Source organism: Enterobacter sp. TCD1-1, assembly GCF_020567405.1.
GTDB classification, from domain to species: Bacteria; Pseudomonadota; Gammaproteobacteria; order Enterobacterales; family Enterobacteriaceae; genus Enterobacter; species Enterobacter quasiroggenkampii.
In genome coordinates this window covers 41,081-56,219 of record NZ_JAJCXF010000001.1, presented here as the reverse complement: position 1 = coordinate 56,219, position 15,139 = coordinate 41,081, and the positions used below count along the sequence as shown (strand labels likewise).

Here is a 15,139-nt window from a genome sequence, read left to right as displayed (position 1 = left end):
ATTCTCTCGCCCTGACTTTCCCCGATTCAGGCGCGCGTGATAGCCCAAAGCACGACAATCCCCAGGGCATTGCTCCGCTTTTCCACATACAGGGTGGTATCGGAATAAACGTTACCCTGCGGGTTACAGATGCGGATCTCTTTCTTTAATTCCGGCTCGTAGACTTCCGCACCCGAGCAGGTGTGGCGGGTACTGGACTCATACCGGTAAGGTTTGCTCCAGGCCGAATAGTCCCCCTCCAGCAGCCAGGCCGTTGTAAAGACCGCGAACATGGCAACCGGCAGGCTGCAAATAAAGAAGCCGAGGTAGATTTTTACCGCGTCAGCAAGGCGCTTACCTTTCAGTCTCCCCTTTCTGATGAAATAGACCATCGGCACCAGCGCCAGCAGCAAAGCCCCACAGGCAAGGTACTGCTCCCCGCGGATCGAAAGGTATGTCACGCGGTAAATGTTGACTGACCAGACCACAAAAGCCGATATCAGTGCTATCCCGCCCGCGATGAGAGGGATCCAAAAGGAAAAACGCGCTTTTTTCATGGTGGACTCGTCCTTGTCATTCTTGTCGGGTCAGAAGGTCAATCATTGCCCGGGTGGCTGCTGACTGACGTCGGTGCGGGGCAAACAGCACGGAGAAAGGTCGCGATCGTCCCCGAAGGTGCGGCAGCACCTCAACTAACTGGCCGCCCTGTATTCTGTCGCGGACGATAAATTCATAGCTTTGGCAGATCCCCATCCCCTGCTCCGCCAGCGAAACCACGCCGAGTACATCGTCTGATATTTCGATAGTTGAGCCCGGCATCCAGTCAATATCGCGCCCTTCGTCATGAAATACCCAGGGGGCGATACGCCCGGTGCGCGGCATGATAAACGGCAGGCACTGATGGCGCTGCAACTCTTCCAGCGTCTGAGGCTTTCCTCTCCGATGCAGGTAGTCCGGAGAGGCGACCAGAAGCAATGCCGCGTCTTCCAGCTTACGCGCCACAAGTCCACTGTCAGGCAACTGTCCCAGACGGATCGCCAGATCGAACCCCTCAGCGATCAGGTCAACGTTGCGATTGGTAATGTTCAGCTCCACCTGTACGCGTGGGTAGCGTTGATTATAGTGCGCCAGCAGCGGCGGCAGGCGGTAGTGGGCATAGGTGGTCGGGACACTCATTCTCACGCGACCGGTCAGATCGCCCTCCTGACCCCGGCCAACGCGTTCGGCGTCATCGAGCAGAGAAAACGCAGAACGCGCCTGCTCAAGATAGACGCGTCCGGCTTCAGTCAGCCCCACCCGGCGGGTCGTGCGCTGTAACAGTTGCCGTCCAAGACGCGCTTCCAGACGGGTGACCGCGCGGCTCAGTACCGAAGGGGTGGTTGAAAGGGCAACCGCTGCGGCAGTAAACGAGCCGTGCTCAACCACAGCAATGAAGACTTCTACGTCGCCGAGGTAATCGAATTTCCGGCTCATTTTGCTCTCTCAGGAACAAATGTTTTTCAATTTGGCTAATTTATCTCCCGTTGGGCGATGAGTAAAGTGGCCAGCATTCATCACCTGAACGCGCTACTGGAGCCTGTCAATGTTCAACCGCCCCCTTATTCTGCCCGCCATCGCAATGGCGGCGTTGTTCGCTTTCCCGAGTGTTGTCAACGCGGCGAACCACCCGCCTCTGGAGCGCTGGCGAAGCTATGCCGGTGTGAGCTGGGATACCGCTCAAGACGGGAAGATTCCTGCGACGTTTTCCGGTTCGGTCAATGCACCTATTGCAGGTATCCACTTTGATGCAATGGACCGGGCCTTTGTCAGCACGCCCCGGCTGGTTTCCGCCGCAGCACCCGCCACGTTAAGCATTCTGGATACGACGGCGCAGTCTGGCCCTGCCCGCCTGACGGCGTTTCCCTCCCGCGAGGGGAATGCGGTGAACACCGATCCGGCTCAGAGCCTGCGCAACGTGCTCGGTTTTTATATTGACCGTAAAAACGGCTGGCTATGGGCGCTGGACATGGGGTTTGTTGCAGGCGAAACAGAGTCCCCCGTGGGGGCGCAGAAACTGGTCGTACTGGATCTCCACTCTGGCCGTACCATCAAACGTATCGCCCTGGACAGCGTAGCGGACCGCAAGGCCAGCTTTCTTAATGATGTGGTGGTCGATGAGAACCGCCGTGTCGCCTATATCTCCGACAGCGGCTCGCGGAGTGCGCCTGAAAACCAGGTGGGACTAATTATCGTCGATTTCGCTACCGGTACAGCCCGGCGCGTGCTCGATCGTCATCCTGCGCTGCAGATTGAGCCAGGCGTAAACGTCGTCTCGCACGGGGTTGAAGTCTGGCCTGGTAAACCATTACTGATTGGTATCAATGGTATTGCGCTTTCACCCGATGCGGGCACGCTGTACTGGACGGTGACAACCGGCACGCACGCCTATGCGGTACCAACTGCGATACTGAGGCAGCCTGCGTCAACCAATGCGCAAATTGCCGGGCAGATCCGCGATCTGGGTCGCGTGGGGGGCAACACCGACGGAATGGTGACAGATGTAAAAGGTAACCTCTACATTACCGATGTCACACGCAATGGTATCGTCAGATACGATCCTGAAACCCATTCCATGTCGCTGATTGCGGCAAGCGAAGAGGTGCGCTGGCCAGACACGCCGGCAATCCGTCCGAACGGAGACCTGGTATTTACCTCGAGTCGCCTCAATGACCACTTCGCGGGAACCGTTAAACCGGGAGAAGAACGCTATGATTTGTGGCGCTTGCGTCTCGATGCTTTACAAAAATAAGGGCAAGTAAACCAGGAGACCTGCATATATGGGCTCATAATTTCACACGTTCTTATTTCCTTAAAGGCTGAACGTGATGTCTTCCCCCTGCTCAGAAAGAAGTGGTTAATATTGCGCTCCTGGAAATTCCGTGAGGCGCGTTTTACTTCGCGCTTCACCGAAGTAACGCACGTTTGCACAACGTAGACTGGGTCTCCTTTAATCAGAGGATGATAAAATGAAAACCCAGCAGGTCGATTTTTCTTCTTTATATTTTGGTACACCGGTCGCCATTATCTCCAGCCAAAATCCTGACGGTTCAACCAACCTGAGCCCGGTCTCCTCGTGGTGGATCCTTGACCGGAATATCGTGTTCGGGCTTGGCACCTCCGGAAAGTGTTATGAAAATATCACGGGTAACCCCGATATTGTTCTGAACATACCGGACAGCAGGCTCTGGCCGAATATTGAAGCTATCGCAAATAAAACGGGAAAAGCATCGCCACCGGAATGGAAGAAAAAAATGGGATATGTTTTTGAACAGGACAAGTTTAGCTGCGGAAATTTCCATAAGGAAAAGGCGGTGACGATTAACTCCTTGAGAATTAAAGAGTGTCCTGTACAAATAGAGGCTAAGGTTGGCGGGATAGCGCCCCTGACCGGTTCGCAGGAAAACCTGGTGTCCGTTGATGCCACGATAACCTGCGTCCACATATCTGAGGCATTATTAATTCATACTCAGAGAGGAGTAAAATTTAATGTGGAGAAATGGAACCCCCTCTATTATCTATTTCGCCACTATTTCTCGCTGGGTTACCGACTCGGTCACAACTTCCGCCACGATGAGTAACCCGGTCTTTTTTGCAGCGGAAAGGTTTAAACTTTTCGTGATATTCTTTCTTTACGCCCCTTAGTTCCTATACTCGAGCCATATTCGCCACTGTATTAACACCTGTCACGCGCAATTCATAGCGCATGACAGGTGAAGATATTTTGTTCTGGAAAAACGTCTATGTCGAAACTGGATTTGAGGTCCAAAAAAACCTGGGGCGCGCTGGCAGCGATCGCCGTTGTCGCCGGTACGCTGGCATCTGCTTTTGCATGGACGGCGGGCTGGCTTGGGTCACGCACGGTCAGCCAGGCACTGGTGGGTGAAACACCGAAACCCTTCCCACCGGGTTTTCGCCGCGCGCATGGAAAAGGCATCTGCTTTGCCGGCACCTTTACGCCAAACGGCTCGGCGGATTCCCTTTCAACCTCCCGCCTCTTCTCACAGCAGGAAGTGCCCGTAGTGGGTAGATTTTCTATTGGTACCGGCGATCCGCATGCCCCGGATAGTACGACCAAAACCCTGAGCATGGCGCTGCTGCTGAAGACAGATGACAAGCAACAATGGCGAATGGCGATGAACAACGAGCCTTTCTTCGCCACGCACAGCCCGGAAGGTTTTCTGGCCTTGCGAAAAGCCACGTCCGTTGATGCGTCCACCGGCAAACCGGATCCACAGCGTCTCAAAGACTTTTTGAAAGCGTACCCGGAGGCGGAGAAATACCTTAAATGGGCAGCACAAAAACCCGCGCCCGGCAGCTTCGCGGGCACGACGTTTTACAGCATTAACGCCTTTTACCTTGTGAACGCGCAGGGGGAACGTCAAGCCGTTCGCTGGATGATGCGTCCGCACGAGCCTTTCCTGTCGATAAGCGATGAGCAACGGCAGAAAGCCGATGACAACTTCCTGTTCGAAAACCTGCGTCAGCGCCTGGCGCAGAAGCCACTCTACTGGGATTACGTTTTGCAGCTCGCACAGCCGGGCGATCCGGTGGATGACCCTTCCCAGCCATGGCCGGACGATCGCAAAAAGATGGTGGCCGGTACGCTGGAAGTGACGCGGGTCGAAGCACAATCCACAGGCGCGTGCCGCGACGTTAACTTTGACCCTTCTGTCGTTCCTGCAGGCGTTGCGGTATCTGATGATCCCATCTTAAACGCCCGCTCCGCGGCCTACTCCCACTCTTTCAGCCGCCGTGAACGGGAAATCGGCTACGGCAAAGCCACCGAAGCCGTGCAAAAGCAGGAGGTAAAATGAGCTCAAATAAAGACAGGCGAGCGCACGCGCCGCAGCATTTCAATACCCTGGCGCGAAGCCTGCACTGGCTGATGGCGGTGATGATCCTTGCCATGCTGTTCATCGGTGCCGCGATGATGACGTCGTTACATCACCGGATTTGGCTAATCGACCTCCACCGGCCGCTGGGGATCGCCATTTTACTGCTGGCACTGGTTCGTCTGGTCAACCGGATCCTGAGCCGGACGCCCCCACTTCCTGCCGATTTGCCCGTCTGGCAGGTGCTTGCCGCAAAGGCATCACACTGGATGCTGTATGGGTTAATGCTGGCAATGCCGCTGCTGGGCTGGGCGCAGCTGTCGGCAGCGGGCCTGCCTATTGTCATGTTTGATGGCGTCAACCTGCCGGCAATTGTCCCGACCAGTCCGGCACTCTTTGCCTGGTGTCACGACGCCCATAGCCTTCTGGCAAAATTGCTTTTTGCCGTGGTGCTGGTCCATCTCTCCGCCGCACTCGTTCATGCGTGGATCTACCGGGACGCAGTGTTTGCCAGCATGGCGAAAGGGGGTAAGCCGGTGTCAGCCATCCGGGATGATCTGAAGTAAGGCAAGCGCCAGGGGACACGCACAATCAGAATGTTCGTGTCCTCGCTTATCGTCGCCATCCTGAAACAGCCACACAACCGGGGCGCGTATTTAGCCGCTAAATTCCGCGCGCCAAAAAGCCTTGGACACCCCACAATTATCGTGGAAGATAATATCTCTCAATTAAAACGATTATTTTTTAAACAGAAGAGCATTTATGCCCGCAATTTTAGCTTTTATCAAAAAGTTAAGCGTCGCTCGCGTATCAAACATCCTGACACCCGCAACACATAACTCATTGATTAAAATGGCTTTACATCAATAAAAACGATAAACCCCCCTACTCCCCAACAAAATATATCAACTCGTGTGATATCTAAATTATAATTCTTATACTTCTGTTAAAAAGGTGGAGGTCAAAATGCGATTAACCCTACTGCTGTTATGCTGTCTGGTACAAAGTGTAACCTGGGCTGGCGACCTGCCAAAACCAGTTGGTAAACCCATTTTAACGATTTACGGTAATATAGAAAATACCAACGAAAATGGAAAAGCAGTGTTTGATCTCGCCAGCCTTGAAAAACTCGGAGTAGTGAGTTTCGAGACGACCTCTCCCTGGTATAACGGTCGTACGAAGTTTGAGGGTGTCCCCATGAGCAAGCTCATGGATTATGTGGGTGCAAAAGGTACGAACGTGAATGTTATTGCGCTCAATGATTACTCAACCATCATCCCTCTCAGCGACTTTAAAAAATACAACGCCATCCTTGCCTTAAAGGTCAATGGCGAATATATGCGCATCCGCGATAAAGGCCCATCGTTCATTGTATACCCCTATGACAGTCTTCCTGAGTTGAATAATCAGATTTATTACTCACGATCAGCATGGCAGGTAAGCAAAATGAAGATTGAGTAGCCGTTCAGGAGAACATAATGAACAGGATACTGGTTGGTATCATTTTTTCTCTTTTTATCACGACAGGATATATTGCATACCTTGTTTATGATCGACAGCAGGAATTGCAAAAACTGACTCAATACACTGAGTCCTGGTCCGTGGCACAACTGGTATCAGAGTATTACCGTTTTGAATCATGGCTTGGTCTATACGCAACCGATACTGATGACGTTACGATAGACCAGGTCCGCATGCGCCTCGAAATTATGCTCAGTCAGGGCGATTTAATGAAGGGGGGCGATTTAGGTCGCTACATTGATAGCGATAAAACGCATCAGGAGCTCGCTTTACGCTTAGAAAAAATACTGGCCTATCTGGATAGTCATCTTGAAACAATGAGCCATCCGGAGTTACAGGCGTACCTGACAAATATGCATGAGCTCGACGCACCGCTCAGCCAACTGTCTGCAACGGCATTAACAAAAGATATTAACACGGTTAATGAATCCAACAACAAAATACAAATCCTGTATTATATTTATTCCGCACTTTCTTTGCTTCTGGTGATTTTAAGCTTTATTCTTGGCTTCTTAATGATCTACCAGAATAAAAACATTCTGAAAGCACACATGCAGGTTAAAAGCCTGGCAGATGAACTTCAAATATCAAAAGAAAAACTGCAAATTCAGAACTCGAAGCTGGAGTATGATGTTTATCATGACTCCCTCACCGGCATGAAAAACCGCCTTTTCTTCTGGGACGATCTCAATAAAATTAATCTTCAGGCAGATAAAAACCACGTCCCCGTCACCGTAATGTTATTTGATTTAGACCGCTTCAAAGAGGTCAACGATACCTATGGCCATGATACGGGAGATTTGCTGCTGAATCAGGTATCCCGACGGCTTACCTCGATGAGCAGCGCAACGGATACGTTTTACCGTTTGGGCGGCGATGAATTCGCCCTTCTCTCCAGCGGACTCACGGAAACCGCCGCTGTTTCGCGCGCCAAAGAAATCAGCGATCACATCAGCCAGCCCTATACGATTAATAACCAGCTGATAAAAATTGCCACCTGCGTGGGCATCGTTTTATCAGATAATGAACGACGCTCTGATTATCTTTACAAATTTGCCGACTTGGCCCTCTACGAAGCGAAAAAAGAAGGTTCGCAGCAGATCAAGGTCTTCCGGCAGTGGATGCTGCAAAGACTACAGGAAAGCAGAACCCTTGAACATGATATGGCTCTGGCGATCGATCACAATGAATTCGTTGTCTATTACCAGCCTATTGTTGATTCATTCAGCAATGAAATTTACGGCTATGAAGCGCTTATTCGCTGGATACACCCGGTGAAAGGGATACTCGCACCAGATTATTTTATTTCCGTCGCTGAAAAAACGGGAATGATCAATGAGATCGGCAAGTCAGTTCTTGAGATGGCCTGCCGGGAAGCGGTGTCCTGGGCGGTACCGGCCAGGATCTCGGTGAACGTCTCACCCGTTCAGTTAGGCACGAAATCGTTTACCACAATGGTGCAGTCCATCCTGAAAGAGACAGGGCTACCGGCCAACCGACTCGAGTTAGAGGTAACAGAGTCTTCACTCTTCAGTGACAGCAACATGCCGATCACCATTCTCAAAAAGCTCCGGGCGCTGGGTGTCAAAATTTCCATCGATGATTTCGGAACCGGATATTCCTCGCTCTCGCGACTGAGTGAACTTAATTTTGATAAAATTAAAATAGATAAATCCTTTGTGAATCCGATATCCACGCAGGATGATGCCCTTAATATCGTTAAGTTAATTACCGGCATGGCGAAGAGCCTCAACATGCGGGTCATTGCAGAGGGTGTTGAAACCGAAGCGCAGCTTGAACGTCTTCAGGCGCTTGGCTGCGATCTCGTGCAGGGATACCTGTTCGGAAAACCACAGGCTGAGATTGACAGGAAGATTAGATACGGTTGAAATGGTTGTCCGGTTTTTTCTGGCCCAAAATCACGTAGATGGTTGATAATCAAAGGTTAAACAATGAAAAAAACAGCCCCGGCCTATACGCCTGTTGATTTATCTCGTTGGCCAAGGAAGGAGCATTTTGAAGTCTTCCAGTCATTCGCTGAATGCACAATTAACCAAACCGTTCTGATCGACATTACCGCGCTGCGAAAACATATCAAAGCGGTGGGCTGGAAGTTTTACCCGACGATCATTTTTCTCCTTTCTAACATCATGAACCGGCATCCTGAGTTCCGTATGGCCATGAAGGACAATGAGCTTGTCATATGGAATGAAGTTCATCCCAGCTACACCATTTTCCACCCCGAAACGGAGACGTTTTCGTCATTGTGGAGCCACTATGACGGCAATATTCATCACTTCCAGAACACGTATGCAGAAGATACGGCCCGCTATGGCAATAACCTTTCCTACTGGCCTAAGGAAGAGTCCCGGGAAAATGTCTTTTTTGTCTCGTCTATTCCGTGGGTAACGTTTACGAACTTTACGATGAACATTGCGCATATGAAGAACTTCTTTTCGCCTATGTTCACGTTTGGGAAATACTACGAGCAGGATGGAAAAGTGCTGTTACCGCTCGCGGTGCAGGTGCATCATTCGGTGTGCGATGGCTTCCATGTGGCAAGGATGTTTAATGAGTTGCAGGAGATGTGTGATGGTTTGTCGGGGCTGTCAGAGGAGAGGAATGGCTAATGCACTAAAATATTTTGATAGGTAACTGGCAGCAAGAGATACTGTTATAACGGCTGTCCAAAATGCATGTGCTACCATATGTTCTCAGTTTTATTACGATTCGAGGGAAAGAATTGGATATCTATACAGATGGTAATCGCTTTTCTGGCTATTTCCTGACAATGGCCTCATTAGAAGTGAATCAACTAATGAATACAGCGCTCGCTGTATCGGGATTTCATATTAAAGATGCTCTGACACGCATGCGTTTTCAGGACAATGTGCGTGACTTTGGAAAATATCAACTGGCAACCATCAGGAATGGCGCGACGGAACAGGAATGTCAGCTGTGTATCCAGAATATTCGCGAGGAAAATAATAATCTGAAGATTCAGGACAGAATGCTCAGAACAGGTGAGTCTGTTCTCACGGCATCAGTCAGGATCTATGAAGAGAATGGTAAATACTTTGGTTATGCCATCGATTTTATCGGTGTAGTCATTTCCGGTTTGCAGGTTGCAGGCGGTATTGGAGTTATTGCCTCATCCGTTCCGGTCGGAAATATGCTTGGGATCATAGCTGGCGCAACGCTGGTACTTAATGGCGTATCTTCAGCAGCAGAGAGTGTCCAGAAGTTGGCGGGAAAGGCGTCACCCATCAATTTTATGCGTGATGGCTTTGAAGGTTCGGCAGAATTTCTGGGCTTTGACCGCAAAGTGGGTTTACTTGCTTATCAGATGGTAGATCTAAGTACGTCCTATTATGGCATGTTCAAACTCACTCTGAAGCCCGATGCCTGGCGTCTGTACCGTTATCTCGCCCCGGACTTCATGAGACAGGTAAACACCATGAGTCGGACGGCTCTGGCGATTAAGGGCGCCGGAGCAACGTTGAAAGGCGCCAAAATTGGGCACACTCTTTACCAGTTGCAGAGTAACGAAAGAACGCAGTGAGCCCGCTACCGGCCTTTCATAATCTTATGCGCTTTCCATGAAAGGCCTAGCGGTATGAGATACCAGACTGCAATAACGCCAAAAGCTGCAATAGGTAGGTAATATACCAGCATAGAGGGGGTATAAAAGACGGGAAGGAAAATCAGCGGTGCCAGGATAAGCATCAGACAAATCACTCCACCATAAAAACGCTTACTTAGATCATCCACTAATGTTGAAAGCGTTTCGCCAGCATTTTCATTCCTGCTCAATACCTCTTTCAGACGAGATAATTGCTTACGCGAAAAACCACTATCTAGTAGATCTTTTTCCGTCAGTTCACTGGCCACTTGCTCGCCTATCTTCATCATTGGTATGTTCATGCAAGAATACCTTTAAGATGAGCTTTTTTAAACACTAACCTTACTAACGAAATTCCTGAGATAGCCGGGCGGGTGAAGATAAACCAGCATTATCTGCAAGCTTATAGGCTTTCTTCCTTGATTTAACATCTTCTCTCTGGTGTACATTCAGCTTCAATGTGGGCATCACTCTCGACCTTACTCTGAATGCCCCAACTTATGCCGCATACAAAATAGCCCTCCAGAAGAAAACACTGACAAAAGGCTTTTCCTCCGGCTGCCAATCCCGGATTATCAACCTCTACCTAAAAACGGAGGCCCGGATGGAAGCCAGAGGGGCCGAAGAAGCAGCCATTGACAACCTCAGGGCTCTGCCGCCGGCATCAGATCGAAACTGAGCAGGCCAGCAAAGACAATCGGGCGCAGTTCAGGGAATTGCTTAACCAGAGCGGCGGCATCGTAACGCCGGAGATGAAAGCTCTTCGGGCTGAGTATCTGGAACAACAGGAAACAGCCACAGAACTGGCCGGGCAGATTACTGAAAAAGAAGAGCTGCTGCCGCTACTGGCTGACACGACCGCGCGTAAGGCAAACGCCTATGTGAACTGCCATCATGGCATCACTGAGGAGCGTATCGATGAGCTTTTACGAGACTTTTTTATTTTCCACGGTTCCGAATTGAGCAGCCAACTCTGGATGAAGTACAGGCAATTCGAGCGGAATAGCTCAGTGCATATACAGGGCATTATTGAAGGGACAAATGATGCAGATACGTTGTATCGTGAATTTATCCTGAATCTAATGCTGAAGTGGACGAATGAAATATTGCCGTTGAGATTCCGGGACGACGTGATGAGTCTGACCGGTTCAGCACCGGTATCAGGATCACATGACGCCAGAAAAAAAAGAAAGCTGTTCTGACCTGAACAGAAAAGCTCACTTAAGCCCGGCCAGTGCCGGGTTTTTTGATGTCTGTAGCCTGAGTGCATGTCTATACTGCATGAAATCGCATGACTTTATGCACTTGCATTTTTACTTCCCAGGCCAGATACGGCGCGGTTGAGAGCCTATCATGCACCTGCATGAAAACCACTCCATAAAGCGGGCAGGCGTGGCGGGGCTACGAGCGCGCACTGTGGGGTTAAATGGTGCCGAACGTACAAACCTCAAGAAGCAGGCTGGGTCAAGATAGGTGGAAATCACGCCTCTTTGGTGCGCTGTTGAAACGCAAGGCATGAGGGAGAAGAGTAGCAGGTCAGAGTAGAACGACGCGGTAGAAAGCATTACAGGCTTGATGATGCTTAGTGGGTAAATAATTTTGAAAAATTTACCGCTGAAGAGTGTGATCTACCTCTTCCGACGCGCTGAACCTGCCGTGGGTAGTCAGTCAAAAAAATCACATAAATCCATCATTTTTCCCCCAATTAAAGAATGCATCAAAATGGTGCATTGTTTTGCATGCACTCTCCCGTTCCTGTACTCCCTACCAGCGCCAGTTCCAGAGCAGCCTAAGTCCACCTTTGCACCAGCATTAAAAGCGCCTCCTTAAGCTAGCAGGCGCGCCAGAACAATAATTTAATTTATACTCTTTTTAGGAAAAACTCCCGTTGCACCATCAAAGTTAAGATCAATCAACTTTATGTCATCATTATTTTCTACAGTAAAGGATGGACCTTTATTTTCAATTAGTATGACCTGAATGGTTGAATTGGAATTTATTAAGTAACTATAAAATGCATCAGTTAAAGTTAAAGGGTTAACTTCTGATTTTTTAATTTCTCTTTTTTTATCGAAGTGTGTAACTAACGGACTATCTAACAGTACAAAGCCTGTCTGCGGATTTCCCTTTCTAGCTAAAACATCAGCAAGCGAAATCACAAAGCAAGCATATATAACAGCACGACTACCTTTACCAAATAAAGAACGTTCTTTTTCATTTATGATAAAGTCATACTTGTTTTCATCAAATTCCACTGAGTTATCGGTGCGCCCGTCGAATTTTATTGAATTGAGCACAAACCTTAACTGATTTATTACCTCATTTATTTCATCAACTTTCAGATCATCAAAATCATCAGAATTATAGACATCCAAGTCAAGATTATCCCCCTTGGATTCCAAAGCACTTATAATTTGATGCTTAGAATAGTCTGATAATAAGCATTCTTTATGCTCATATAATTCCTCTATCACTCTCCGGGAGTTCTTTAAATCAACATCATGTAAGCGTTCGTACTCTGGCATTTCCAAATTCAATAGGAACTCACTTTCTTTAATTGACAAATTAATGGATGACAACTCATCTTCGTTTGATTTGATTGACTTAAGCAACCCAGCCAGTTGGATGTTTATTTTTTCTGATTCGGCCATACATGAAGCGTAATAATCTTCATAATTTATCTCCGGCGAATGGTTTATTGTATGCCCGCAGTTATCGCACAACTCCTCAGCAAAATTCTCCAAGAAAAATGTCGCTTGCGATATAGAGTTAATTCGCTGAAGGTCGGAAAGATAGCAATCTTTGAGCATCTTGAATCGGTCAATAAGCATTGATATATAACTACTTTTCTTTTGCAATAATCCGATCTCATTTTTAATCTCATTAATAACCGTAACTTTATTCTCATAAAGCTCCAGAAAATTATCCACTTCTATTGCAGCATTTTCAATTTGCGTTTCAACTTTATGTAGCGCTTCATTAATCAATAAAAAGTTCAAATCTGGGAAAATTAGATCGCGGCTTAACCCATCTATTATATCTTTCACCTGTTGTTTCAAAAATACCTTTGCCTTTTTATTTGGCTTTTCCTCTCCGATTAAGGCATCATCCCTTTTAGTTAGTAAAAATTTAAATTCAGACTTGCTTTTTATTTGTTCAGCATATTGCTCAGAAAGTAACATTGATTTAGATGTTAATATCCTAATTTCATCTATAAAAAAGAAATCAAGTACATTACTTAAATTAAAATTCTGAACACCACCATTATTATTAATTCTTACCTGAGCTTTTTTGAAACCTAACTTGCTATAAAATATCGAATTAAAGCTATTCTTGGATTTTGCACTTTTTACAATTTTCTGAATAAATGTAGCAGGACTAATTGTATCTATTCCACCAGAATATAGTTTATACTCAGAGTTATCATGTAACCCTCTTTCAATAGAATATGAGCTTTCATTTATAGAAAACTCTATAAATGATGAGTCATAACCCTTAGCCTCATTTATACCTGCATTTTCAAGCTTATCACTACCTAAAAGGTATCGAATAAGATTAAATAAATACGTTTTCCCTGAATCTGAACCACCTGTGATAATCGTTAGTTTCGATCCAAATTCAATTAAAACATTATCAAGCATGGCACCCGTTATCAATATTTTCTTAATCTTAATGTATTGACTCATAGTATCCATCCTTATCCAAACATCCAAATTTTGATCCCACTAGCTTTTTCAACTCTGATTCATTTAAAGAACCAAATGTCTCTCTTGCAATGTTTATATTATGCCCCATTTTTGAAACATACTCATTCTGTACAGAATTTATGAACGAAAAAGTTTTATCAGTTACCGAGAACAAGATTCCATGCCTAGTATAATCCTCCTCTACTATTTTATATTTTTTCATTAAAACAAGCGCATCTGTGAATGTTTTCCTAGTAATTGCCAATTGGCTATCTCGCCTTGGAATTGCAGGATGCAAGCTACTCTGCTCAGGAATAAAATCACTTAAATTAAGGACAAGAAAATCTAGACATATTAACTTTTCAATGGTCAAACCATTCGGATTAAATGCCATAAGAATTTTGGCAAGTCTCAGCGAGATTTCTACTTGAGAATTGTACAATCTCAAATTTTCCATTGTAATTCACCATCGTTAATCATATGATGACAAATCCCTTTTTTATCTGGGGCTTCACATATTTTTGATAAAATGGAATGGGATATGGGAGTGAGAGAAGCTTGTTTTAAAATATCATTACACCTATCAAATGAGTTTCCATGAGTTTTATACAATTCAGTTTCGATAGAAGATGCAATATAACGCTTCAGAATTTTAAAATTATCTTCAACGAACGAGTCTCTTATATATCTACTTAGTGAGGATGCAAAATAGAAATCATCTCGACAACCCCTGAAATGATTGCTGAATGGCGCAATTAAATTTGTTAGGTCCATGTTTCCTACTGGTGAAACCTCGGAATAAACATCTAATAACTGCCCCACATAGACGGACTCAATCAATGGATCATATTCTGGTGTTGATTTAGGAAAGTCTCTAGCGTAAAACATTTCATTGAAATATTTAAAGTTTAGAGGGGTCTTTGTTATCTCACTTAAAATTATAGACAAAGGAAGCGAATGGAAAATATTAAAATTAAAATCATTTATATATTCAACCAAATCCTTAGTTAATGGAATTACCTTTGTAGATGTGATTTTATTGCTTATTGACTCATCCCAGACAGCTAAAATCTTTGCTTTTAATAAAGAAGAATCCCTTAATAATTCAGAAAATTTGGTGGATAGGTCTTTGGGAGAAACAAAAAAATATTTTTCAGGTATTGGATAATCACCGTTCTTAGTAAAATAAATGAGCTTCCCAAATTCATCGGCAACGTCAGAGAAACTAAGTCTTTTGGAGTAAAATTTACATTGATAGTTATGCCAGATGTATTCTTTACTATGCGGATCAGTTACAAATCCGACAATATCCCGACCTTTATCCCCCGCTCCCCCTAACCGTTCATTAGAAAAATATTCTCCAGCATGACATTCAATAAGCCAATCATGAATGAACTCCTCCCAAGTCGTATCATCCCAAGTCATAATTGTTGCCAGCGCTTTAGCCATATTTATGTACC

Annotated in this window: 16 protein-coding genes; 10 read left to right on the top strand and 6 right to left on the bottom strand. The window is 46.5% G+C overall.

The window, feature by feature from the left end; all coding sequences use genetic code 11:
* Positions 1-26 precede the first annotated feature (26 nt).
* Together LJA86_RS00295 and LJA86_RS00290 are read right to left on the bottom strand one after the other, a co-directional pair.
* Positions 27-536 (bottom strand): hypothetical protein, encoded by a 510-nt coding sequence (locus LJA86_RS00295; protein WP_025912602.1) that lies wholly within the window; start codon positions 534-536, stop codon positions 27-29.
* Positions 537-552: 16 nt separating this feature from the next.
* Positions 553-1,452, bottom strand: coding sequence for a LysR family transcriptional regulator (locus LJA86_RS00290; protein ID WP_048225822.1), 900 nt, complete (start codon positions 1,450-1,452; stop codon positions 553-555).
* A 109-nt stretch (positions 1,453-1,561) separates the two neighbouring features.
* On the opposite strand from LJA86_RS00290, the gene LJA86_RS00285 reads away from it, so the two are divergent.
* From LJA86_RS00285 to LJA86_RS00245, 9 genes are all read left to right on the top strand, one after another.
* Positions 1,562-2,767, top strand: a complete 1,206-nt coding sequence (locus LJA86_RS00285) for a major royal jelly family protein (RefSeq protein WP_229225297.1) — start codon at positions 1,562-1,564, stop codon at positions 2,765-2,767.
* A gap of 217 nt (positions 2,768-2,984) precedes the next feature.
* A complete protein-coding gene (locus tag LJA86_RS00280; RefSeq protein WP_229225289.1) occupies positions 2,985-3,596 on the top strand; it encodes a flavin reductase family protein in 612 nt (203 codons plus the stop codon).
* Positions 3,597-3,758: 162 nt separating this feature from the next.
* Positions 3,759-4,832, top strand: a complete 1,074-nt coding sequence (locus tag LJA86_RS00275) for a catalase family peroxidase (protein WP_229225287.1) — start codon at positions 3,759-3,761, stop codon at positions 4,830-4,832.
* The gene (locus tag LJA86_RS00270; RefSeq protein ID WP_229225286.1) at positions 4,829-5,416 is read left to right on the top strand and encodes a cytochrome b; all 588 of its coding nucleotides are present in this window, start codon (positions 4,829-4,831) and stop codon (positions 5,414-5,416) included. Before LJA86_RS00275 ends, LJA86_RS00270 begins: the two co-directional genes overlap by 4 nt.
* Before the next feature lie 36 nt (positions 5,417-5,452).
* A complete protein-coding gene (locus LJA86_RS00265; protein ID WP_229225285.1) occupies positions 5,453-5,689 on the top strand; it encodes a hypothetical protein in 237 nt (78 codons plus the stop codon).
* A gap of 127 nt (positions 5,690-5,816) precedes the next feature.
* Entirely contained in the window at positions 5,817-6,311 is a 495-nt protein-coding gene (locus LJA86_RS00260) for a molybdopterin-dependent oxidoreductase (RefSeq protein WP_048030045.1), read from the top strand.
* Between the two features lie 17 nt (positions 6,312-6,328).
* The gene (locus LJA86_RS00255; protein WP_196364962.1) at positions 6,329-8,260 is read left to right on the top strand and encodes a putative bifunctional diguanylate cyclase/phosphodiesterase; all 1,932 of its coding nucleotides are present in this window, start codon (positions 6,329-6,331) and stop codon (positions 8,258-8,260) included.
* 63 nt (positions 8,261-8,323) lie between these two features.
* Complete coding sequence (catA, locus tag LJA86_RS00250) at positions 8,324-9,001, top strand: type A chloramphenicol O-acetyltransferase (RefSeq protein ID WP_229225284.1); 678 nt, start codon at positions 8,324-8,326, stop codon at positions 8,999-9,001.
* Positions 9,002-9,114: 113 nt separating this feature from the next.
* Positions 9,115-9,933 (top strand): DUF4225 domain-containing protein, encoded by an 819-nt coding sequence (locus tag LJA86_RS00245; RefSeq protein WP_229225283.1) that lies wholly within the window; start codon positions 9,115-9,117, stop codon positions 9,931-9,933.
* Between the two features lie 5 nt (positions 9,934-9,938).
* Here the strand turns inward: LJA86_RS00245 and LJA86_RS00240 are convergent, their stop codons facing one another.
* Entirely contained in the window at positions 9,939-10,295 is a 357-nt protein-coding gene (locus tag LJA86_RS00240; protein ID WP_229225282.1) for a hypothetical protein, read from the bottom strand.
* 333 nt (positions 10,296-10,628) lie between these two features.
* Here LJA86_RS00240 and LJA86_RS00235 point away from each other — a divergent pair, with 333 nt between their 5' ends.
* Positions 10,629-11,195: a hypothetical protein gene (locus LJA86_RS00235; RefSeq protein WP_229225281.1), complete on the top strand. Its 567-nt coding sequence runs from the start codon at positions 10,629-10,631 to the stop codon at positions 11,193-11,195.
* A gap of 654 nt (positions 11,196-11,849) precedes the next feature.
* On the opposite strand, the gene LJA86_RS00230 is transcribed toward LJA86_RS00235, so the two are convergent.
* The 3 genes from LJA86_RS00230 to LJA86_RS00220 are packed head-to-tail and all read right to left on the bottom strand — an operon-like array spanning position 11,850 to position 15,128.
* Positions 11,850-13,679, bottom strand: coding sequence for an ATP-binding protein (locus LJA86_RS00230; RefSeq protein ID WP_229225280.1), 1,830 nt, complete (start codon positions 13,677-13,679; stop codon positions 11,850-11,852).
* Complete coding sequence (locus tag LJA86_RS00225; RefSeq protein ID WP_021241709.1) at positions 13,663-14,136, bottom strand: ABC-three component system middle component 2; 474 nt, start codon at positions 14,134-14,136, stop codon at positions 13,663-13,665. The genes LJA86_RS00230 and LJA86_RS00225 overlap by 17 nt, the downstream gene beginning before the upstream one ends.
* Positions 14,124-15,128, bottom strand: coding sequence for an ABC-three component system protein (locus LJA86_RS00220; RefSeq protein ID WP_131380719.1), 1,005 nt, complete (start codon positions 15,126-15,128; stop codon positions 14,124-14,126). The genes LJA86_RS00225 and LJA86_RS00220 overlap by 13 nt, the downstream gene beginning before the upstream one ends.
* Positions 15,129-15,139: the final 11 nt, after the last annotated feature.

Bases quoted from the DNA above. Each gene is read 5' to 3' on its own strand.
- LJA86_RS00295 (WP_025912602.1), bottom strand. From the start codon at position 536: ATGAAAAAAGCGCGTTTTTCCTTTTGGATCCCTCTCATCGCGGGCGGG.
- LJA86_RS00290 (WP_048225822.1), bottom strand. From the start codon at position 1,452: ATGAGCCGGAAATTCGATTACCTCGGCGACGTAGAAGTCTTCATTGCT.
- LJA86_RS00285 (WP_229225297.1), top strand. From the start codon at position 1,562: ATGTTCAACCGCCCCCTTATTCTGCCCGCCATCGCAATGGCGGCGTTG.
- LJA86_RS00280 (WP_229225289.1), top strand. From the start codon at position 2,985: ATGAAAACCCAGCAGGTCGATTTTTCTTCTTTATATTTTGGTACACCG.
- LJA86_RS00275 (WP_229225287.1), top strand. From the start codon at position 3,759: ATGTCGAAACTGGATTTGAGGTCCAAAAAAACCTGGGGCGCGCTGGCA.
- LJA86_RS00270 (WP_229225286.1), top strand. From the start codon at position 4,829: ATGAGCTCAAATAAAGACAGGCGAGCGCACGCGCCGCAGCATTTCAAT.
- LJA86_RS00260 (WP_048030045.1), top strand. From the start codon at position 5,817: ATGCGATTAACCCTACTGCTGTTATGCTGTCTGGTACAAAGTGTAACC.
- LJA86_RS00255 (WP_196364962.1), top strand. From the start codon at position 6,329: ATGAACAGGATACTGGTTGGTATCATTTTTTCTCTTTTTATCACGACA.
- catA (WP_229225284.1), top strand. From the start codon at position 8,324: ATGAAAAAAACAGCCCCGGCCTATACGCCTGTTGATTTATCTCGTTGG.
- LJA86_RS00240 (WP_229225282.1), bottom strand. From the start codon at position 10,295: ATGAACATACCAATGATGAAGATAGGCGAGCAAGTGGCCAGTGAACTG.
- LJA86_RS00230 (WP_229225280.1), bottom strand. From the start codon at position 13,679: ATGAGTCAATACATTAAGATTAAGAAAATATTGATAACGGGTGCCATG.
- LJA86_RS00225 (WP_021241709.1), bottom strand. From the start codon at position 14,136: ATGGAAAATTTGAGATTGTACAATTCTCAAGTAGAAATCTCGCTGAGA.
- LJA86_RS00220 (WP_131380719.1), bottom strand. From the start codon at position 15,128: ATGGCTAAAGCGCTGGCAACAATTATGACTTGGGATGATACGACTTGG.